This is a genomic window from Citrobacter sp. UYEF32, assembly GCF_040546205.1.
In the GTDB taxonomy this organism is placed as follows: Bacteria; Pseudomonadota; Gammaproteobacteria; order Enterobacterales; family Enterobacteriaceae; genus Phytobacter; species Phytobacter diazotrophicus.
The window spans coordinates 443,438-464,711 of sequence record NZ_JBEPNI010000002.1; the positions used below are offsets into that span (position 1 = coordinate 443,438).

Here is a 21,274-nt window from a genome sequence, read left to right on the forward strand (position 1 = left end):
TTTTATGACAACGTTTTCAAATAAAATAAAAATCAATAATGTCCAGTTAAAGAGTACTGAACCGATGTACTCCAACAAATCATGGACAGGTCAACGGATTATTCGCAGTACTGGTATTCAATATTATCAAGTTTTATTTCAATTAACGTTTAATGTTAAAGATCGAAATGAAGTCATGAGATTTATTGCAGAGCATTCACAGGGGAAACCCTTCACACTCTCTTTAGGTCATATGGGAGTCTATCAGGGAACACAGACAGGTGCATTAGAAAGCCAGTCAATAGCAACAAAAGGTACTCGGATTGTCAGTACAAACGCCAATTCGATGGCTGTGGGTGAACTGATTCAGTTTCAGAATCATAATAAAATTTATCGAATCATTGAACGTACTGATACCTCATTAACGCTGTTCCCCGCATTACAAAATACCGTACAGATTAATGAACCCATTACGTATAACAATTTAATGATTGAGGCAGTACTCGATCCTGATAATGATTACACGATGGGTATCACTAATGTCATGAATCTTCAATTTAAGGCGACGGAGAATATTACATAATGAATGAAAATATACTGACGAATGCACAACTATTAAAGTACTGGAATCTCGTTCGCGGTGGTAATAAGACAAAATTGACGATAACGGAACTTATGTCACTGGGTGTTCATGTGATCTGCTTTGATGTACTTCCAAAAGGATATAGTGCATTTCACTGGACAGATGGACTCATAGATATTGTATTGAATGGAAATAATTATATTAGTTTTCCAGATGTTGTGACTGATTCATTACCATCATTCAGTGAACAGAAAGGCATCAGCAATGACGCTATCAATATGAAAATCAGTAATGTTAATACATCAGTACGACAACTCGCACTTGGTGGTTTTCTCAAGGATGCACAGATGAATATTACGTTAGCTATTCTGAATCCGTTTGACAGTACCGTACTGTATTCAATGCTCATGTTTAGTGGTTTCATCGATTACATTCAGGCAGCGGCAGATCCTAATGATATGAAAAATGAAATGACTGTCTATATAAACTCAGTCTATAAAAAACTGGACAGACAGCCTCCAATGATTGCCGCAAATTCAGTATATCAGTCATATTATCCATCAGATGCGTACTTTAGTCTGTTAGGACAAGTGAATCAAAATCAGACATGGAAATACAAATAATGAATTTACATAATCAATTAATAGATATTATTCAGTATGCAATAGATAACCCCTATAAACTTTGTGATAACGACTGTAATATGACAGTACTGAAAGTAATTGACCTATTCGCTGGTACTACATTCTCAGACAGAAAATACAAAACTATCAAAGCGGGTATTAAGGGTTTAAATGATGAGGGTTGGGAACATACTGGTCAAATAGTACAGACCTATTGTGATGAGGTTATGCATACCATTGATGGCGATATCTGGTTAGATCCAGATAATCCCCTGATTATGGGTGTGGTTGTATCGGGTCGCCTGTTAGGTATCGATGATAAACATGAACACTTTCAGTTAATACAAAAACCCACGGATGGGAAATATTACAGAGTAAGGAAACACAATGGGTAAGAGTATAGGCGGTTTTTTCTCCGCAGTAATAACGGGCGTAATAGTAGCAGCGGCGGTGTACTTCTCTGGTGGCACAGCATTAGCGGCTATTGGATGGGGGGCTGCCAGTGCCGCCGTAAGTCTGGTTGCGACATCAATGTTGAGCCAGTTAGGAGTACAGAACTATGGGGATGTGGCAGACAGTCTGAGTAGATCGACGTCTCCCACGACCGGACTACCAGTACTGTACGGTGGTCAGTTACCACATAAGAACGGTATCAGTGGGGGAGCATTCATACTGGTCGGTTCTATTGTTGCCTGGTACAACATCCCGGATGGCAGTTCACAGTACCTGTTCAGTGAACAGGCTGTGTGTATGGCAGGTGTTCAGAGACATATTGAACAAATCTATATTGATAATGAACCTGTCATTGCAGTACCGATCACATCAGATGGAGTAGTACCAAAGGCGAGCATTGCCAGTAAGTATCGGGACATACTACAGCTCGAAGTACGTTTTGGTGGTGATTACACTACGACAAAAACACTGGCAAAACAGTATGCCGGGCCGAAATGGACAGATAAATTTCTTGGCAAGGGTGTTGTCAGTATTTCAGTAGTTATCAAGAAAACCCAGGATTCTCTGGAAAATAATCTTCTCGTTAATGATCAGTTCACATTAACAACTGAAATGAAAGGCATGGAAATCTATGATTTCAGTACGGGTACTAAATTCGCTACCAGTAATCCCCCATCAATCATTTATGATTACCTAACAAATACAGAATATGGGATGGGGATTGAACCTGCATTAATTAATACTGATACATTTTATGAAACAGCCGCATATTGTAATCAGATGGAATATTATGCAAATGGTTCAATGAGTTATTCCAATACATATAAACAAAACATTGAGGATGTACTGCAATCCTTCGGTGGGATTATGTATGTACATGCGGGTCAGATTTGCATGACTACAGACCGTAAAACACTGTCAGTTGCATCATTTGATGAATCAAACATGTTTGGTCAGGTACAGATTAGTACATCAGGGAGTACTGACTATTTTAATACCATCGATGCGAAATATACCAATCCATTATCAATGTACACTACTGATGTATTGCGTATTCCATCAGATATCAGTACTGACGAAGCTATAAGGACAGATGGACAGGTTATCACACTCAGTCGGGATTATACATGGGTCTATGATGCCGATACATTATCACGCATGGTCAACAATGAAGTACTCAAGGCGAAATACAGTCTGCGTACTATTACTTTTACAACAAGCGAAGGATGGGACTTGAAGGTATGGGATGCAATAAATGTCAGCAATGAAGAACTGGCAATTAACGGAAAATTTAAGGTACTCTCAAAGGATGTTGCTACTAAACAAGACAGCGTCGGCTATGTAACAATCACTGCTGTTGAATATCCAGATGCGATATTTGATGGAATTGATCCCGGTGTATGGTCGCCATCGGGTTCAATGCAGTTTCCGGCATTAACTGTGTTACCTCCAACGAATTTACAGGTTTCACGCAAGGGAAATATCAGTACTGGTTCAGTAGTCACTATGTCATGGACTGGAAGTGTTGATCCAAACCTTCGAGGTTACTATGTGTATTATAAATTGAGCACATCTAATATCTGGAGTTATGCAGGGAGTACAAATAAATTAAAAACAGATTATGAGATATTCGGTCTAAGCGATACTGAAACTTATGATTTCTCAGTTGTCGCATTCAACAATATCGGATTAATCAGTCAGCGATTAACCCTTAATGGTATTATACCAGGTTATAATTTTCTTCTGCCTGCAATCACAGGTCTTAAACTTATTAACAGTACTGAATCTGCATATATCACTGATCAGACAGATTTCAATCTGCGTTGGGATAATCAGAAAGCATTATTGGTAAACGGTCGTTCATTTACTGAATATTTTAAGTACTATATCGTTAATATCTATAATGGTAATACCCTCGTTGATACATTCTATACTCAGGACAGTAGTTTTAATTATACATTTGTTCTCAATAGTCGGAAAATTCGCAAACCTATAATTGGCATTATTGCACAGGGATATCTTGCCTCTACATATAGCCAGGAAGTGAAAATAACGGTTGAGAATAAACAAATGCCATTGGTGCAGGGTGTTACTATATCAGGTGGATTTGGTAATCTGTTTGTATCATGGACTCCAAATGAACTACCGGATTATGCAGGTGCTGAGTTTGTGATCACATCAGGCAATACGGTTCGTACATTCATTTCAAATAAGCCCGCATTTGATTCTGTACCCAATATCGTTGATGGTACATATAAAGTTAAAATGGGTCTTTTTGATATGTTCGGTACGGATGGTATTCAGTACAGTACTGAACAGACGATTCAAATTAATTCACGTTATCAATTCACTGCGGATGATGCGGTACAGATTGAAAACGTTATAAATTTACAGAATAAACTTGATGCTACATTATCCAGTGCAGTAAATCAGAGTACGGCATATACCAATACTCGCGTGGATACACTGAAAAATACAGTTGATGGTAATACTGCCAAAATCACTACATTGAACCAGACAGTTGTAGATAATAATTCCGCACAAACACAGGCAATTACACAACTCAAGGCAAGTACTGATAATCAGATTGCGGGTGTTAACCAACAAATGACTGCAAAAGCAGATAAGAGTACGGTTGATGCGTCTTACACACTTTCTGCAAATGCTAATGGCGTTGTATCGGGTATTCGACTTGTCGCAAGCCAGGGTACTGTAAATAATAGTGCTATCTATTTTGTTGCTGATAAATTATTAGTTGCTCCATCAGCGGGTGCAACAGTTGGTGCGGTAGCTCCGTTTGCTATTGTTGGAAATACAACATACCTCAATAATGCCATTATACAGTCTGGTTCGATAGGCACTGCATACATTGCTGATGGTGCTATTACCAATGGTAAGATTGCCAATGCGAGTATTAATTCGGCGAAAATTATTGATGGTGAAATTACTAACGCAAAAATAGGTCAGTACATTCAGAGCAATAATTATGTACCTAACAGTACCGGATGGTTAATGGATAAAGCTGGTAATTTATATATTAATGGTGCTGGCGGTACTGGACGAATGACAATCAGTAATAACCTCATTCAGATATTTGATAACAATGGAACGTTACGTGTTCGAATGGGATTATGGTAATAAGGAATAAAAATGGCACAGGGTTTACAATGTTGGGATGCAACGGGAACTTTAACCGTCGATCTCAATGATTACAATATGCGTTTTATGGGTACTGTCAGTCTGGCAGTATCAGCAGGAATTACAACATGGAGCATACCATTTCCATCAATGCGTCCCAATGGATGGTTGGCAGTACTACGAACTAATATGCCGTGGAATGATTATTACTGCATTCCCGGTAATGATACTTTTACAGTTCAGTACTTACCAACCAGTGGTGCTTATCCAGCTACGCTCTATTTTGATGTATATAAATTCGATGTTTAAGGTGGAATGATGGCAGGTTTTCAACTTTATAATTCAGCGGGGGCGTTAACTATTGACTCTGAGAATAAATCCGTTGTGATGAGTACTGTAAAAGCGATGGGTACATTGTCTGATATTGGTTTTTCAAGAATTGTTAGTGATTTTGGTAATGGTAGTACGTTGGGTAATTTACCATATCCGTTTTTCCCCGAAAGTGGGTTAAAGTGGTTTCAGCTATTAACGGACGGGAGTTATTGTTTTCCTGGAGCGAGTATGTATGAACAGGGGACAGGACGCTTTATGATATGCAGTAATACCACGCCTATTCAGTCTGGGTATCTTGATGTATTTGATGCTGCGGGTAATCTCATATGGTCTGCGGCAAGTGCCGGAACCATGCCCCGTATATCTGATTTCATTACTGTGCCACCATCACATGATTTGAAAAACGCTCTAACTGTGAATACAGTAATTGCTAATCCGTGGATTTGCATCAGTCAATGCCCTGGTAATTACAGTACTGATGGTACTACGTCTGGATATTCAGGTATTGTGATTAGACGCAACAGCAGTACATCATTCTCGATTCAGTACATCAACAGGTTACAAAAAACATATCAACAGGCGATGGGTGGTAATGGAATCCGTATTGCCTTAGCCAGTTTTACTGGATATTAAATATAAATAATAATATTACAATAATAAGGTGTTAAAAAATGGACTTTGGAACAATTGCAGCCTGTATAGTTGCTGTTTGTACGCTTTTGTGGACGATCTATCGGGATAACAGTACTGATACAAATGATTTGCTGGATCGAATGGGAAGTGTTGAAACTAAGATTGCTCTACAGGAGAGTAGTATTATTCGTCTCTCGAATGAACAGGATGAGATGAAGATATCCTTGAAGAATCTGGAAGATCAAATTCATCAACTCGATTTGAAAATTGAACGTATCTTAACGATTCTGGAAAATGGTAAAGGGGCATAATGCCCCTTTGTTATTTGTTGGTTAATTGTCGAATCATATCATCTACACGATTGGGTGTTTGCCTGTACCAGAGACTGTCTTTCGCCTGTACTACTGCTTCCCTAAAATTCTTTACATGTAATGCATTAATCATTTTTTTGAATTTCTTCACACCATTAATGCCTAACTGAAATGTCATAATGATCAAAAAATCATTCCAGTCATCGGGCACACTCAATCCCAATGACTGTACCTCCAAAATAACATTCGCGAGATCACGTGATAACAGAATCTCCGTTTCTTTTTCTGTTATGCCCTCACTAAAATTTTCATTTTTCAGTACTAAATGACCGCAGCCAATCGTTAGTTTTCCAAGTGAATCCTTATACGGGTAAAACTTCCCATTCCTGAAATAGTTCATTTTAGTTTGATTTTGCTTTGTACCTTCGTATATCCATAATCTGGCTTTTAAATCCATAAATATTCCTATAGTAATTGTTATAATGGAATATTTATGGAATGGAACTACACAACCGACTGGAGTGAAGAAGAATTAACAAATGGTAGCTATTGTGGATTTGTTTATCTTTTTCAATTCGCAGACGGCTCTACGTATATCGGTAGTAAACAGATGTACAAAAGAGTGAAAGATGTTAAAAAATTAAAGATCGATTCAATAGAAAATGGATGGCGTGAGTACACATCAAGTTCAAAAATAGTTAATCAAAAAATTGCTGATGGTGAACAGTACAGAAAAACTATCCTGTGGGCTTTTCCAACAATGCGGGAGACTCTATTGATTGAGGCCGCATTGATTATTTATGAGGGATTGAAACCACAGTGTCTGAATTTATCACTGATGCATAAGGCTCGTTTGCCCGTAGGCAAAGATAAAAAACGACTTCATGGGATATTGCAGGAATTATTATCCTGTTTAAATTAAGGAAAAGAGATGAGTAGTATAAGTGGCATACGTAATGTACAGCGATACATAAACAGTACGGGACAGGATTTAGGCCGTAATTTTCAGAAGGAAATCATTAACCGTACTCGGATATTGTCAAAGAATTTACAGACTGGTATTACCAACTCGGTTGATCGTGGTGCTGTTCCATTTACTAATCGTGCTGTTATGTTTACATATCAAAAAACCAGTACTGGTGTCACCTGTGAAATTTTCGTTAAGAAAGTACAGGCGAAGTATTTATATAACGTTCTCGTAAAAGAGGAAGCTGTACGTAAGTTTGTACCGACCAGTTCAGCACGATTAACCAAACAGGGTAACATTTCTGGTCTGTATACAAACCTCAAGAAAGGCCGTTATAAAATCGTCAGGCAGGGTAATAAAGAACGTCTCATAGATACGAACGTTAAGAACAAAAAGAATAATAAAAAACGTGTAATTGGTCTACGTGAAGATAAGAGACGTAAAATAATTTATGACTTCTATAAAGAAGCCAATAAGGGGGCACGTTTAGTAATTAGTGGTATTAAAGGGACATTAAGGGTAAAAAGTACATGATATTTGATAAACATTATGGTGAACAAACTGCATATATAACAATGAATGGTATTGAACCCTTCGCTAACAGTACTCCAATTGATATTTGTTTTCTTGGAAAGAAGTTTAAGAAGGTACTAACTGCTAACGATATCAAATGTGGTAGTTACATGAATGTGGCATATGAGAAACCACAACAATTTCAGGAAGGTTCAGTACTGAAATGGAAATTAAGAACTGATGAAACATCAGTGTACTTGATAGAAGAGAAAAAGTTATTTGTAAAAGGTAAACACTTTTGGGTGTATTGCGTGGGGATTATAGAATGATAAATGTATTAATTGATATGATTAAAGCTGGAATTGATTTCTTCATCAAGAAGAAAACGGTTGAACAGGAAGTTACAAAAACTAATGCAGAAGGGCAGATAGAAGTAAACAAAGAAGAAATTGAGAAAAGTTCATTTCACTGGCGAAACTTTTTAGGTTTCGTATTGAGTTTGATAATCCTCTATAACTGGATCATAGTTCCAGTACTGGATGCATTTGGGATTGTAGTGATACAAGTACCATTAGGGCAGTTGTTGCAAGTACTATTGATTATGGTTGGTGGTAGTTAAAAAGCCCCTTAAGGGGCTTTTTTTATGGTTGTAATAATAGTAATGGCGTCATCATTTTCTCTTAATATTGAAAAGCTTTCTTTCTCCAAAACCCTAATTTTTGGTTTTATTATATGCTTGTGCTTTAAGTAAGCAGATGCAACCATTCCTATGATTAGTAAAACTAACGTCGAAATGATGGTTACTTGTTCTCGTGGTTTTAAACTGCTTTCATCTATTTTACATGCTATTGATATAATAGATGTTATTGCCACGGCAACACTGAATACTACTAATAGATCCACAGGTGGCTTATTTTCACGATCAATTGATGTGAGGTTTTTAAAAAAATCAAATCCGGAAAGACCGGTTAGTATGAAAGCTATTACTGTTAATGCTATGTTTACATTGAATTGATTTGCAGCAAAAAGATAAAGTACAAAAAAAATAAATGACAATATTACAGTGGAAACAAATGGAATATTTTTAAATTTGCTTCTTTTCATAAATCCCCCGCCTTATTTTTAAAATGGATATTTTATGCCAAGAATCATTAAAAGGGAATCCATTAAGCACAGTAAATTGATAGTTTTATTCATTCAGATAAGCAATTAACACATAATTACAAAGAGTTCATGTCCAACAACTACAGGAGGAATAATATTGCTACGACAAGTAATTAAGGAACAAACCAATATATAATACCTATGTTAAACTTAATTGAGTACATGATGATTGGAAAGAGGGTACAACAATAGTCAGTATAGATTAGAGAAAGTGCATTACAGTACTCACTAAACCGATTTTATGATGTTGATTCATAAGGATCATGGATAATACTGTATGTTGTAAATATGCTTCTCTAAGTTATTGTTAATTAATATAAAAATAAAACTGTAGATTAGCTGTGCTTACCACGATAATGTCACTACTTTTCACCTCTGAGGATATTCATCACTATCACATGATGAGTCAACACAAGGGGAGTGAGCTATGCATGTTTTTCTGACGGGGGCGTCTGGCTGGGTTGGTTCAGCCGTTGCTGAAGATCTACTGGCGGCCGGGCATCAGGTTACCGGGCTGGTGCGCAATGCGCAAAAAGCACAGGCGCTGGTGGCCCTGGGAATGCAGGTGGTCACGGGAACGCTGGACGATCATCAATTGCTGCATGATGGCGCAAGCCGTGCCGATGCGGTTATCCATACTGCCTTCAATCACGATTTTTCACGTTTTAGTGAGAATTGCGCGCAGGATGAGCGCGCCATCCAGATTCTGGGGGAGGTGCTACATGGTAGCGACCACCCTCTGTTGGTGACCTCCGGGGTGGCGATGATTGCCCCAGGACGTCTGGCGACAGAGAACGACCTGCCGTTTGTCGCGCCAGCGTATCCACGCCGTTCTGAGGCTGCGGCACGTGAGTTGGCAGACAAGGGCGTGCGGGCCGCAACGATACGCCTGTCGCCGACAGTCCACGGCGTGGGCGATCATGGATTTATTCCCATCCTGATGGACCTTGCGAAGCAAACGGGTGTGTCTGCCTGGCCTGAGGACGCAGAAAACCGCTGGGCGGCGGTGCATCGTCGGGATGCTGCCACGCTTTATCGGTTAGCACTGGAGACGGGGATGACTCAGGCGGTTTATCACGCGGTGGCGGAAGAGGGCATCCTGTTTCGCGATATCGCGCAGGCCATCGGTAAACATCTTGGGGTACCCGCCGAGCCGCGGGCGAGGGAGCATTTTGGCTGGTTTGCTGATTTTGCATCTCTCAATATGGCCGCAAGCAGTGAACAGACGCGCGCGGTACTGGGCTGGAACCCGACGCATCCAACGCTACTTGCTGACCTCGCGCAGGCGCAATATTAGGCCAGTAAATTAATACACTTCGCTTTTCATCAATAAGCGGCTGGATATCTATCCAGCCTTTTTTTATGATACAGCATTCTTACTTCGGCCATTAACGCAGGAGCGTCATGTGATAGGCAGACTCAGAGGCATTATTCTGGAAAAACAGCCCCCTTTAGTCCTGATGGAAGTCGGAGGCGTGGGCTACGAAGTGCATATGCCGATGACCTGTTTCTATGAACTGCCGGAGGCGGGGAAAGAGGCCGTGGTCTTCACCCATTTTGTGGTGCGTGAAGATGCGCATCTGCTGTTTGGTTTTAACAACAAGCAAGAGCGCAGGCTGTTTCGCGAACTGATAAAAACCAATGGCGTGGGGCCAAAACTGGCGCTAGCCATTCTTTCCGGCATGAACGCGCAACAATTTGTGAATGCCGTCGAACGCGAAGACCCTGCGGCACTGATTAAACTGCCGGGTATCGGCAAGAAAACGGCAGAGCGACTGATTGTCGAAATGAAAGATCGCTTTAAAGGGTTACATGGCGACCTGTTCACGCCAGCCGCCGATCTGGTGCTGACATCACCCGCCAGCCCGGCTGCGGATGATGCAGAGCAGGAAGCGGTTGCCGCACTGGTGGCGTTGGGCTATAAACCTCAGGAAGCCAGCCGGATGGTTAGCAAAATCGCCAAACCGGGCGCCAACAGTGAAACTCTGATCCGCGAAGCATTACGCGCCGCGTTGTGAGGTAAAGGATGATTGAAGCAGACCGTCTGGTCTCCCCCGACAGCGTTATTAATGCGGAAGAGGTCGCGGATCGCGCGATCCGCCCTAAATTGCTGGCGGAGTATGTGGGTCAGCCGCAGGTGCGCTCGCAAATGGAAATTTTTATCCAGGCGGCGAAGCTGCGTGGTGACGCGCTGGATCACTTGCTGATATTCGGCCCTCCAGGACTTGGGAAAACTACCCTGGCGAATATCGTCGCTAACGAGATGGGCGTCAACCTGCGTACCACCTCGGGTCCAGTACTGGAAAAAGCGGGCGACCTGGCGGCAATGCTCACCAACCTTGAGCCGCATGACGTATTGTTTATCGATGAAATTCACCGTCTCTCGCCGGTGGTAGAGGAGGTCCTCTACCCGGCAATGGAAGATTATCAGCTCGATATTATGATCGGCGAAGGCCCGGCGGCACGCTCAATCAAAATTGATTTGCCTCCCTTTACGCTGATTGGCGCAACGACGCGTGCAGGTTCATTGACCTCACCGCTGCGTGACCGTTTCGGTATTGTGCAGCGGCTGGAGTTTTATCAGGTGGCGGATTTACAGCACATTGTGGGGCGCAGCGCCCGCTACATGGGGCTTGAGATGAGCGAAGAGGGCGCGCTGGAAGTCGCAAGGCGTTCGCGCGGCACGCCGCGTATCGCTAACCGTCTGCTGCGCCGGGTGCGTGATTTTGCCGAAGTGAAGCATGATGGCGCGATTACGCTTGATATCGCCTCTCAGGCGCTTGATATGCTGAACGTTGACGCGGAAGGGTTTGATTACATGGACCGCAAGCTGCTGCTGGCGGTCATCGATAAATTCTTTGGTGGGCCGGTAGGGTTGGATAACCTTGCCGCCGCAATCGGGGAAGAGCGCGAAACCATTGAAGATGTGCTGGAGCCCTTTTTAATTCAGCAAGGCTTCCTGCAGCGTACCCCACGTGGCCGCATGGCGACGGTCAGGGCATGGAACCATTTCGGGATTACGCCGCCGGAGATGCCCTGAGATTTTCCCGCATCAGCCATTGTCGCTATTCTGAATGGCAGAAAGGCCGAAACAACGGGTTTCGGCCAGATAAGAAGGTCAGGTAGCGCTTTTTTTCATCATACTGAAAATGAACAACAGCGCGGCGCACAGCACGACAGACGGTCCTGCTGGCGTGTCGTAAAAGGCAGAGAAGGTTAGCCCACCGGTGACGGCAATCATGCCGACACCTACTGCCACTCCCGCCATTTGCTCTGGCGTCCGGGCAAAGCGGCGCGCGGTGGCCGCGGGAATTATCAGCAAGGACGTGATAATCAGCGCCCCGACAAACTTCATCGCCACCCCAATGGTCAGCGCGGTAACCAGCATTAACAGCAACTTCACACGCTGCAACTTCACGCCATCGACAAACGCCAGCTCCGGACTGATGGTCATCGACAGCAGGTTACGCCACTGCCAGAACAGGATCCCGATAACCAGTACAACACCAACAGCAATGGAGATTAAATCCGTGGGCGTGACTGCCAGCAGGTCGCCAAATAGGTAGGCCATCAGATCGACGCGAATATTCGACATCAGGCTGACAACCACCATGCCGAGGGATAACGCACTGTGAGCCATAATCCCCAGCAATGTATCGATAGCAAGGTGAGGGCGTTTTTCCAGCCAGACCAGCCCGGCGGCAAGCAGCAGCGTGACGGCAATCACCGCATAAAAGGGGTTAACGTCGAGCAGCAAACCGAAAGCGACACCGAGCAATGAAGCGTGGGCGAGGGTATCGCCAAAATAAGACATGCGACGCCAGACCACAAATGAACCCAACGGGCCAGCGGCGCAGGCGAGCATCATCCCGGCTAACCAGCCGGGCAACAGTAATTCAATCATCCGTGTCCATTTCCCTGACGTAATATAATGCGCCCCTGCAAATCATGACGATGATTATGGCGGTGGCGATAAATACCCAACTGCTCTGCGCCGCGTGGGCCGAACATTGAGATAAACTCAGGGTGCATGGAGACCACTTCCGGTGCGCCGGAGCAGCAAATATGGTGATTCAGGCAGAGGACTTCATCCGTTTTTGCCATCACCAGATGCAGGTCATGGGAGACCATCAGTACGGCGCAATCAAGCTCGCGACGTAATTGATCAATAAGATCGTAGAGTGCCACCTGACCGTTAACATCGACCCCTTGCGTTGGCTCATCCAGTACCAGCAACTGTGGCTGATTGAGTAGGGCACGGGCCAGCAGCACGCGTTGCGTTTCACCGCCGGATAGTTTTTGCATCGGGGCATCGACAAGGTGCGCGGCATTCACACGTTTTAGCGCCGGAACAATATCATCTTTACGGGTGCCGGGCCGCAGACGCATAAAGCGACCCACGGTCAACGGCAGCGTGGTATCGAGATGCAGTTTTTGCGGCACATAACCAATACGCAGGGCATTGCCACGCTTGATCGTCCCGGTATCGGGTGCTACAAGCCCCAGTACCACGCGCACCAGCGTCGATTTCCCCGCGCCATTGGGACCGAGCAGGGTAAGAATTTTACCGGGTTGTAGAGTGAGCGAAATGTCAGACAGTACGCGTCTTTGGCCGAAACTGACGGAGACATTTTCCAGCGTTACCAGATTAGTCATAGCATTTAAAGGGTTGCACAAGTTGTCGAATGTTATAATATCACATTCCACATATTCATTACGATAATTAGTCGCATTATGTTACATAAAAATACGCTTCTTTGCGCAGCGCTTTTCACCGCCTTATCCGGTGGAGTAATGAGCACCGCAAACGCCGCTGTTGTCGCGTCGCTCAAGCCTCTGGGCTTCATCGCTTCCGCGATTGCGGATGGGGTAACGACAACAGAAGTACTACTCCCCGATGGGGCTTCTGAGCACGATTATGCCCTGCGCCCGTCTGATGTAAAACGCTTGCAGAACGCGGACTTAGTCTTCTGGGTAGGCCCGGACATGGAAGCGTTCATGGATAAGTCCGCCCAGCAGATTCCGACGGCAAAGCAGGTGCTCATGCAGGAACTGCCTGGCGTGAAACCGTTACTCATCAAGGGCAGCGATGATGACGACCACGACCATGACGCAGGCCATCACGGCGACGAAAATAGTGATGAACATCACCATCATGGTGATTACAACATGCATCTGTGGCTTTCACCAGAGATTGCACGGCTGTCGGCGGTTGCAATCCACGATAAATTAGTAGAAGTTATGCCCCAAAGCCGAGCACGGCTGGACGCCAACCTGCAAGCGTTTGAGGCCACTCTGGCACAAACCGACAAAGAGGTTGGCAGCGAGCTGGCGCCAGTGAAGGGTAAAGGTTATTTCGTTTTTCATGATGCCTATGGCTATTTTGAGAGGCATTACGGGCTGACTCCGTTAGGTCACTTTACCGTCAACCCTGAAATTCAACCTGGTGCGCAGCGTTTACATCAAATCAGAACACAGTTGGTTGAGCAAAAAGCAGCCTGCGTTTTTGCTGAGCCACAGTTCAGGCCAGCGGTCGTTGAAGCTGTTGCCAGAGGGACATCCGTTCGAATGGGAACGTTGGATCCCCTTGGTACCAGTATCAAGCTTGGCAAAGAGAGCTATTCGCAGTTCCTTGCCCAGTTGTCTAACCAGTATGCGAGCTGCCTGAAAGGAGATTAACGAGGAAGTGGATACGTGCAACAGATAGCCCGCTCTGTCGCCCTGGCATTTAATAATCTGCCCCGACCCCACCGCGTTATGCTGGGGTCACTTACAGTTCTCACTTTAACGGTTGCCGTCTGGCGACCGTATGTCTACCACCCCGAATCCACGCCGACACCCATTGTCAAAACCATCGAGCTGGAAAAGAAAGAGATTCGTTCGCTGCTGCCTGAGGCCAGTGAGCCTATCGATCAGTCTATGCCCGACGAAGTTGAAGACATTCCCCAGGATGAACTTGACGATAAAACTGCCGGTGAAGAGGGCGTGCACGAATATGTCGTGTCGACCGGCGATACGCTGAGCAGTATCCTGAATCAGTACGGCATTGATATGGGTGATATCAGCCAGCTCGCCGCGGCAGATAAAGACCTGCGTAACATGAAAATTGGTCAGCAGATCTCCTGGACGTTGACCGCAGACGGCGATCTGCAGCGCATGACCTGGGAAGTTTCCCGCCGTGAAACCCGCACTTATGACCGCGTTGATGGCGGCTTTAAAATGACCAGTGCGATTCAGGAAGGCGATTGGGTCAACTCCGTGCTGAAAGGCACGGTTGGCGGCAGTTTTGTCAGCAGTGCGAAAGAAGCCGGCTTAACCAATGTCGAAATCAGCGCCGTCATCAAAGCGATGCAGTGGCAAATGGATTTCCGTAAACTCAAAAAAGGCGATGAGTTCTCTGTGCTGATGTCCCGCGAAATGCTGGAAGGGAAACAGGAACAGAGCCAACTGCTGGGTGTTCGTCTGCGCTCTGATGGTAAAGATTATTTTGCGATTCGCGCCGACGACGGTAAATTTTACGACCGCAACGGTACCGGGCTGGCGAAAGGCTTTATGCGTTTCCCCACGTCGAAACAGTTCCGCGTCTCCTCCAACTTTAATCCGCGTCGCCTGAACCCGGTCACGGGTCGCGTTGCGCCGCATAAGGGCGTCGATTTCGCCATGCCGCAGGGGACGCCGGTTCTCTCTGTGGGTGACGGCGAAGTGGTGGTTGCCAAACGCAGTGGTGCGGCGGGGTATTATGTCGCGGTGCGTCATGGCCGCACCTACACCACGCGCTATATGCACTTGCGCAAATTGCTGGTGAAAGAAGGGCAGAAAGTGAAACGTGGCGATCGCATCGCGCTCTCCGGTAACACTGGTCGTTCAACAGGCCCGCATTTGCATTATGAAGTGTGGATCAACCAGCAGGCGGTGAACCCCTTAACGGCGAAACTGCCAAGGACCGAAGGTCTGAGCGGTACCGATCGTCGTGATTATCTGGCGCAGGTGAAGGACATCGTTCCGCAATTGAAATTCGATTAACGCCTTACAGCATACAAGCCGGCGTCGACATACGCCGGCTTTTTCTTTTGTAGGAATTAACGCACCTCGTTACACTATTCTTACTTTGCTTACTTGAATACTTGCCTGCGGAACATGCATGGAAACGAAGAAAAATAATTCTGAATACATTCCCGAATTTGAAGAAGGCTTTCGCCACCGGCGCTACTGGGGCGCGTGGATGGGTGTTTTTGCGTTTGCCGGTGTAGCGCTGCTCCCTGCGTCGTTACGCGATCCGTTGTTGGGGACGCTGGGGCGACTTGCCGGTAAATTCGGTAAGAGTGCGCGTCGGCGTGCGCAGATCAACCTGCTGTACTGCTTTCCGGAAAAATCAGAAGCGGAACGCGAAGCGATCATTGATGAGATGTTTGCCACTGCACCGCAGGCAATGGTACTGATGGCGGAACTGGCGCTGCGTGGGCCAGAGAAGATCCTGCCGCGCGTTGAGTGGCAGGGTCGTGAGATTATTGATGGGCTGCGCGACAACAACGAAAACGTCATTTTTCTGGTCCCGCACGGCTGGGGCGTTGATATCCCGGCAATGTTGATGGCATCCCAGGGGCAGAAAATGGCGGCGATGTTCCATAATCAGGGCAATAAAGTGTTCGATTATGTCTGGAATACGGTACGCCGCCGCTTTGGCGGACGTCTGCATGCACGTAACGACGGTATCAAACCGTTTATTCAGTCCGTACGCCAGGGGTACTGGGGCTACTATCTGCCCGATCAGGATCACGGTGCTGAGCACAGCGAATTTGTTGATTTCTTTGCCACCTATAAAGCCACGCTACCGGCGATTGGCCGTTTAATGAAGGTGTGCCGTGCACGCATTGTGCCGCTTTTTCCGGTGTATGATGCGACGACGCACAGGCTGATCATTCAGGTTCGCCCACCGATGGACGATCTGTTAACGGCGGATGACGTCACCATTGCGCGCCGAATGAACGAAGAGGTTGAAGTGTTCGTCGGCCCGCACCCTGAGCAGTACACCTGGATTTTAAAACTGCTGAAAACACGCAAGCCGGGCGAGACTGAACCGTACAGACGCAAAGAGTTATTCCCGAAGAAATAAAAAAACCCCGCCAGGCGGGGTTTTTGCTTTTTGGATACTGCTTATTCCACGGTCAGAATGCGCGTGGTGTTAGTGGTGCCCACGGTGCTCATCACGTCGCCCTGGGTGACGATCACCAGATCGCCAGAAATCAGGTAACCTTTGTCACGCAGCAGATTGACCGCATCGTTGGCAGCGGCAACACCTTCGCTCGCGCTGTCAAAATGGACCGGCGTTACGCCACGGTACAGCGCGGTCAGGTTCAGCGTACGCTCATGGCGGGAGAGCGCGAAAATCGGCAGGCCGGAACTGATACGTGACGTCATTAACGCCGTACGCCCGGACTCCGTCATGGAGATAATCGCCGTTACCCCTTTCAGGTGGTTAGCGGCATACATTGCCGACATGGCGATGGCTTCTTCCACGTTATCAAACTGAATATCCAGGCGGTGTTTCGACACGTTGATGCTGGGGATCTTTTCCGCACCCAGGCACACGCGCGCCATCGCGGCAACGGTTTCTGCCGGGTACTGGCCTGCGGCTGTTTCCGCAGAGAGCATAACCGCATCGGTACCATCCAGCACGGCGTTTGCCACGTCCATCACTTCTGCGCGAGTGGGCATTGGGTTGGTGATCATCGATTCCATCATCTGCGTGGCGGTGATGACCGCACGGTTAAGCTGACGCGCACGACGGATCAGCGCTTTCTGGATACCCACCAGTTCCGGGTCGCCAATTTCTACGCCGAGGTCGCCACGGGCAACCATCACCACGTCGGAGGCGAGGATCACATCATCCATCGCTTCCTGGCTGCAGACCGCTTCTGCGCGCTCAACCTTGGCGACAATTTTGGCGTCACAACCAGCGTCGCGCGCCAGGCGGCGTGCATAGTTCAGGTCTTCGCCACAGCGCGGGAAGGAGACGGCGAGGTAATCCACGCCAATCAGCGCCGCAGTTACAATATCTGCTTTGTCTTTATCGGTCAGTGCTTCTGCAGAGAGGCCACCGCCCAGTTTGTTAATGCCTTTATTGTTAGACAGCGGGCCGCCCACCGTGACTTCGGTGAACACTTTCATGCCCTGGACTTCCAGTACTTTTAACTGAACGCGGCCATCATCGAGCAACAGGATATCGCCAGGCACCACGTCAGCGGGCAGGCCTTTATAGTCGATGCCGACTTTTTCTTTATCGCCTTCGCCTTTGCCGAGGTTGGCATCAAGCAGGAATTTATCGCCAATGTTAAGGAATACTTTGCCTTCCTTGAACGTGGACACGCGAATTTTCGGTCCTTGTAAATCGCCAAGAATAGCAACATGACGTCCCAGTTTTGCCGCAATTTCACGCACTTTATCCGCACGTAATTTATGATCTTCCGGTGTGCCGTGTGAGAAGTTCATGCGTACCACGTTGGCGCCTGCGGCGATAATCTTCTCAAGATTATTATCGCGGTCGGTGGCCGGGCCTAAAGTGGTAACAATTTTGGTTCTGCGAAGCCTTCTGGACATGTAATACTCCGTTGTCTAAAACAACCAGGTGTTGCGTGAACATGGATTCAGTTAAGTTATCAAAATGAGAATTTAACCGAACAGCGTAAGATGTTACAACTTTGTTATTACTATCGGTCTATTAATGTTTGTCGCTCCGGATGAGCAACTCCTTATCAAAGCGCGATTCTTTCAGTGCTTCTTTGACACGCTTCAAGTTATCCCGGAATTTTGCGCCACGTCGCAATGTGAAACCGGTGGCGAGAACGTCAATAACCGTGAGCTGTGCCAGACGCGACACCATGGGCATGTAAATGTCAGTATCTTCCGGAACGTCGAGGGTAATGGCCAGTGTCGCTTCCCGCGCAAGCGGTGTATCGGCTGATGTCAGCGCAATGACCATGGCGTCGTTTTCCCGCGCCAACTGTGCCAGTTCAACCAGACTCTTTGTGCGTCCGGTATGAGAAATCAGCACAACCACGTCATCATCACTACAATTCATACAACTCATGCGTTGCAGCACAATGTCGTCGGTATAAATAACCGGTACGTTGAAGCGGAAAAATTTGTTCATCGCATCGTGCGCGACGGCCGCGGACGAGCCAAGACCGAAAAAGGCGATTTTCTTTGCCTGCGTTAGCAGATCTACGGCGCGGTTGACCGCCGTCATATCGAGCGACTGGCGTACATGGTCCAGGCTTGCCATCGCTGACTCGAAAATTTTGCCAGTATAGGCTTCGACACTGTCATCTTCATCGACGTTGCGATTAACATAGGGAGTGCCGTTTGCCAGACTTTGCGCCAGATGCAATTTAAAATCCGGAAACCCGCGGGTATCCAGACTGCGGCAAAATCGGTTCACCGTTGGTTCGCTGACACCCGCTTGCTGGGCAAGGGCGGCGATACTGGAATGAATGGCTTGATCGGGGAAGGCGAGGATCACTTCCGCCACTTTGCGCTCGGATTTGCTAAGGTGTTCCAGTTGAGACTGGATTTTTTCCAGCATATTCATTTTTAACGAATCGCTCATCAGTGAAACGATTCCACAGAAAGGTGAAATCGTGATGCGTTTTAGCAAGAATATACCTTTCTGCCGCAAAGAAAGGTAAGCGACAACGTTAAATGTTGTTGTTTTTTTTCATTACATGATCGCAGTCGGATTTTATTCGCCGCGTATCGGGCAAACATCCAGCATTTTCAAGGCGAAAACCCAGATTTTCGCCGAAGAGAAGAAGAACGCACACGTAGCCAAGCGTTAGCAGTTTCGGGAATTACGTAAAAGCAGTACAGTGCAGTGTAATAAAATTACAACTAAAACCTGGCATAAGCACCAGGATAGCCAACTGAGGAGAATGACATGGCGGTAACGCAAACAGCCCAGGCATGTGACCTGGTCATTTTCGGCGCGAAAGGCGACCTCGCACGCCGGAAATTGCTGCCTTCCCTGTATCAACTGGAAAAAGCGGGTCAGATCCATCCGGATACGCGTATCCTGGGTGTCGGACGCGCCGACTGGGATAAAGAAGCCTATATAAAAGTGGTGCGTGAAGCGCTCGAAACTTTCATGAAGGAAAAAATCGATGAAAGCTTATGGGACACGCTGAGCGGCCGCCTGGATTTCTGCAACCTGGACGTTAATGACACCAAAGCGTTTAAACGCCTTGGCGCCATGCTTGACCAGAAGAATCGCACCACTATTAACTACTTTGCGATGCCGCCAAGCACCTTTGGCGCAATTTGCAAAGGCCTGGGCGAGGCGAAGCTGAATGCGAAACCTGCCCGTGTGGTTATGGAAAAACCGTTGGGTACCTCGCTTGCCACCTCCCGCGAAATTAACGATCAGGTTGGCGAATATTTCGAAGAGTGCCAGGTCTACCGTATCGACCACTATCTGGGTAAAGAGACGGTACTGAACCTGCTGGCGCTGCGCTTTGCCAACTCCCTGTTTGTGAACAACTGGGATAACCGTACGATTGATCACGTGGAAATCACGGTGGCGGAAGAGGTGGGTATTGAAGGTCGCTGGGGTTACTTTGACCAGGCAGGTCAAATGCGCGACATGATCCAGAACCACCTGCTGCAAATCCTTTGCATGATCGCTATGTCTCCGCCGTCCGATCTCACCGCAGACAGCATTCGTGACGAAAAAGTGAAAGTGCTGAAATCCTTGCGTCGCATCGATCGCTCGAACGTGCGCGAGAAAACCGTTCGTGGTCAGTACACCACCGGCTTTGCGCAGGGCAAAAAAGTCCCGGGCTATCTGGAAGAAGAGGGCGCGAACAAATCCAGTAACACCGAAACCTTCGTCTCTATTCGCGTAGATATCGACAACTGGCGCTGGGCGGGCGTGCCGTTCTACCTGCGCACGGGTAAACGCCTGCCGACGAAATGCTCTGAAGTCGTGGTCTATTTCAAAACGCCGGAGCTGAACCTGTTTAAAGAGTCGTGGCAGGATCTGCCCCAGAACAAACTCACCATCCGTCTGCAACCAGATGAAGGTGTGGATATCCAGGTACTGAATAAAGTGCCAGGGCTGGATCACAAGCACAATCTGCAGACCACGAAGCTGGACCTGAGCTATTCCGAAACTTTCAACGAAACGCATCTGGCGGACGCTTACGAGCGCCTGTTGCTGGAAACCATGCGTGGCATTCAGGCGCTGTTCGTGCGCCGTGATGAAGTTGAAGAAGCGTGGAAGTGGGTTGACTCCATCACCGAAGCCTGGGCGATGGATAACGACTCGCCGAAACCGTATCAGGCCGGGACCTGGGGACCGGTTGCCTCTGTGGCGATGATCACCCGTGATGGCCGTTCGTGGAACGAATTTGAGTAATCAGGTTGTTGCCAATGTTACGGAGTTTTACCGGTAACATGATCTAACTCAGAAATCAGGCCAATATTTCAACTTTCAGGCTCCGACTGGATTCACCAGCGGAGCTTTTTTTATTACACTGGCTACAGTAATTTTGCCTTTGGGCGCGGTGTGGCGGCGTTTCTGCTG

At 46.7% G+C, this 21,274-nt stretch carries 24 protein-coding genes; 18 read left to right on the forward strand and 6 right to left on the reverse strand.

Going from position 1 to position 21,274, the window contains the following annotated elements; translation table 11 throughout:
• Positions 1-4: 4 nt before the first annotated feature.
• Genes ABIB59_RS06380 through ABIB59_RS06410 form a run of 7 tightly spaced genes read left to right on the forward strand, consistent with a single transcriptional unit; the run spans position 5 to position 6,053 of the window.
• Positions 5-562, forward strand: coding sequence for a hypothetical protein (locus tag ABIB59_RS06380; protein ID WP_354034510.1), 558 nt, complete (start codon positions 5-7; stop codon positions 560-562).
• Positions 562-1,185 (forward strand): DUF2163 domain-containing protein, encoded by a 624-nt coding sequence (locus ABIB59_RS06385; protein ID WP_354034512.1) that lies wholly within the window; start codon positions 562-564, stop codon positions 1,183-1,185. The genes ABIB59_RS06380 and ABIB59_RS06385 overlap by 1 nt, the downstream gene beginning before the upstream one ends.
• Positions 1,185-1,580: a DUF6950 family protein gene (locus ABIB59_RS06390; protein ID WP_354034514.1), complete on the forward strand. Its 396-nt coding sequence runs from the start codon at positions 1,185-1,187 to the stop codon at positions 1,578-1,580. The genes ABIB59_RS06385 and ABIB59_RS06390 overlap by 1 nt, the downstream gene beginning before the upstream one ends.
• Positions 1,573-4,776, forward strand: coding sequence for a phage tail tip fiber protein (locus ABIB59_RS06395; protein WP_354034516.1), 3,204 nt, complete (start codon positions 1,573-1,575; stop codon positions 4,774-4,776). The genes ABIB59_RS06390 and ABIB59_RS06395 overlap by 8 nt, the downstream gene beginning before the upstream one ends.
• A gap of 12 nt (positions 4,777-4,788) precedes the next feature.
• The gene (locus ABIB59_RS06400) at positions 4,789-5,085 is read left to right on the forward strand and encodes a hypothetical protein (protein ID WP_354034518.1); all 297 of its coding nucleotides are present in this window, start codon (positions 4,789-4,791) and stop codon (positions 5,083-5,085) included.
• Between the two features lie 6 nt (positions 5,086-5,091).
• Positions 5,092-5,742: a DUF8377 family phage-derived protein gene (locus ABIB59_RS06405; protein ID WP_354034520.1), complete on the forward strand. Its 651-nt coding sequence runs from the start codon at positions 5,092-5,094 to the stop codon at positions 5,740-5,742.
• Between the two features lie 38 nt (positions 5,743-5,780).
• Complete coding sequence (locus ABIB59_RS06410; protein ID WP_354034522.1) at positions 5,781-6,053, forward strand: hypothetical protein; 273 nt, start codon at positions 5,781-5,783, stop codon at positions 6,051-6,053.
• Positions 6,054-6,063: 10 nt separating this feature from the next.
• Here ABIB59_RS06410 and ABIB59_RS06415 read toward each other — a convergent pair whose 3' ends face one another.
• Positions 6,064-6,510, reverse strand: coding sequence for a glycoside hydrolase family protein (locus tag ABIB59_RS06415; RefSeq protein ID WP_354034524.1), 447 nt, complete (start codon positions 6,508-6,510; stop codon positions 6,064-6,066).
• Between the two features lie 36 nt (positions 6,511-6,546).
• Between ABIB59_RS06415 and ABIB59_RS06420 the strand changes: the two genes are divergently transcribed.
• From ABIB59_RS06420 to ABIB59_RS06435, 4 genes are read left to right on the forward strand one after another with little or no spacing between them, the layout of a single operon-like run.
• Complete coding sequence (locus ABIB59_RS06420) at positions 6,547-6,975, forward strand: GIY-YIG nuclease family protein (RefSeq protein ID WP_354034526.1); 429 nt, start codon at positions 6,547-6,549, stop codon at positions 6,973-6,975.
• Positions 6,976-6,984: 9 nt separating this feature from the next.
• Complete coding sequence (locus ABIB59_RS06425) at positions 6,985-7,554, forward strand: hypothetical protein (RefSeq protein WP_354034528.1); 570 nt, start codon at positions 6,985-6,987, stop codon at positions 7,552-7,554.
• Positions 7,551-7,862, forward strand: coding sequence for a hypothetical protein (locus ABIB59_RS06430; protein ID WP_354034530.1), 312 nt, complete (start codon positions 7,551-7,553; stop codon positions 7,860-7,862). The genes ABIB59_RS06425 and ABIB59_RS06430 overlap by 4 nt, the downstream gene beginning before the upstream one ends.
• Complete coding sequence (locus tag ABIB59_RS06435) at positions 7,859-8,152, forward strand: hypothetical protein (protein ID WP_354034532.1); 294 nt, start codon at positions 7,859-7,861, stop codon at positions 8,150-8,152. The genes ABIB59_RS06430 and ABIB59_RS06435 overlap by 4 nt, the downstream gene beginning before the upstream one ends.
• 8 nt (positions 8,153-8,160) lie before the next feature.
• Here ABIB59_RS06435 and ABIB59_RS06440 read toward each other — a convergent pair whose 3' ends face one another.
• The gene (locus tag ABIB59_RS06440) at positions 8,161-8,637 is read right to left on the reverse strand and encodes a hypothetical protein (RefSeq protein ID WP_354034533.1); all 477 of its coding nucleotides are present in this window, start codon (positions 8,635-8,637) and stop codon (positions 8,161-8,163) included.
• Positions 8,638-9,124: 487 nt separating this feature from the next.
• On the opposite strand from ABIB59_RS06440, the gene ABIB59_RS06445 reads away from it, so the two are divergent.
• The 3 genes from ABIB59_RS06445 (at position 9,125) to ruvB (ending at position 11,737) form a co-directional block, all read left to right on the forward strand.
• Positions 9,125-9,994, forward strand: a complete 870-nt coding sequence (locus ABIB59_RS06445) for an SDR family oxidoreductase (RefSeq protein WP_354034535.1) — start codon at positions 9,125-9,127, stop codon at positions 9,992-9,994.
• Positions 9,995-10,103: 109 nt separating this feature from the next.
• On the forward strand, positions 10,104-10,715 hold the full coding sequence (gene ruvA, locus ABIB59_RS06450; RefSeq protein WP_354034537.1) for a Holliday junction branch migration protein RuvA: 612 nt from the start codon (positions 10,104-10,106) through the stop codon (positions 10,713-10,715).
• 8 nt (positions 10,716-10,723) lie between these two features.
• Positions 10,724-11,737, forward strand: coding sequence for a Holliday junction branch migration DNA helicase RuvB (gene ruvB, locus ABIB59_RS06455; RefSeq protein WP_039078725.1), 1,014 nt, complete (start codon positions 10,724-10,726; stop codon positions 11,735-11,737).
• 78 nt (positions 11,738-11,815) lie between these two features.
• Here ruvB and znuB read toward each other — a convergent pair whose 3' ends face one another.
• The gene (gene znuB / locus ABIB59_RS06460; RefSeq protein WP_039078726.1) at positions 11,816-12,601 is read right to left on the reverse strand and encodes a zinc ABC transporter permease subunit ZnuB; all 786 of its coding nucleotides are present in this window, start codon (positions 12,599-12,601) and stop codon (positions 11,816-11,818) included.
• Positions 12,598-13,353, reverse strand: a complete 756-nt coding sequence (znuC, locus tag ABIB59_RS06465; protein WP_354034539.1) for a zinc ABC transporter ATP-binding protein ZnuC — start codon at positions 13,351-13,353, stop codon at positions 12,598-12,600. The genes znuB and znuC overlap by 4 nt, the downstream gene beginning before the upstream one ends.
• Before the next feature lie 78 nt (positions 13,354-13,431).
• On the opposite strand from znuC, the gene znuA reads away from it, so the two are divergent.
• The 3 genes from znuA to lpxM all read left to right on the forward strand — a co-directional run bounded on the left by znuA (position 13,432) and on the right by lpxM (position 16,810).
• Positions 13,432-14,376: a zinc ABC transporter substrate-binding protein ZnuA gene (znuA, locus tag ABIB59_RS06470; protein ID WP_354034541.1), complete on the forward strand. Its 945-nt coding sequence runs from the start codon at positions 13,432-13,434 to the stop codon at positions 14,374-14,376.
• Positions 14,377-14,391: 15 nt separating this feature from the next.
• Positions 14,392-15,720 carry a murein DD-endopeptidase MepM gene (gene mepM / locus ABIB59_RS06475; RefSeq protein WP_039078729.1) on the forward strand — a complete coding sequence of 443 codons (1,329 nt, stop codon included), beginning with the start codon at positions 14,392-14,394 and terminating at the stop codon, positions 15,718-15,720.
• Positions 15,721-15,838: 118 nt separating this feature from the next.
• Entirely contained in the window at positions 15,839-16,810 is a 972-nt protein-coding gene (lpxM, locus tag ABIB59_RS06480) for a lauroyl-Kdo(2)-lipid IV(A) myristoyltransferase (protein WP_354034543.1), read from the forward strand.
• Between the two features lie 41 nt (positions 16,811-16,851).
• Here lpxM and pyk read toward each other — a convergent pair whose 3' ends face one another.
• On the reverse strand, positions 16,852-18,294 hold the full coding sequence (gene pyk / locus ABIB59_RS06485) for a pyruvate kinase (protein WP_039078731.1): 1,443 nt from the start codon (positions 18,292-18,294) through the stop codon (positions 16,852-16,854).
• A 121-nt stretch (positions 18,295-18,415) separates the two neighbouring features.
• Positions 18,416-19,285 (reverse strand): MurR/RpiR family transcriptional regulator, encoded by an 870-nt coding sequence (locus ABIB59_RS06490; protein WP_039078781.1) that lies wholly within the window; start codon positions 19,283-19,285, stop codon positions 18,416-18,418.
• A gap of 345 nt (positions 19,286-19,630) precedes the next feature.
• Between ABIB59_RS06490 and zwf the strand changes: the two genes are divergently transcribed.
• Positions 19,631-21,106, forward strand: coding sequence for a glucose-6-phosphate dehydrogenase (gene zwf / locus ABIB59_RS06495; RefSeq protein ID WP_039078732.1), 1,476 nt, complete (start codon positions 19,631-19,633; stop codon positions 21,104-21,106).
• The last annotated feature ends 168 nt before the right edge of the window (positions 21,107-21,274 follow it).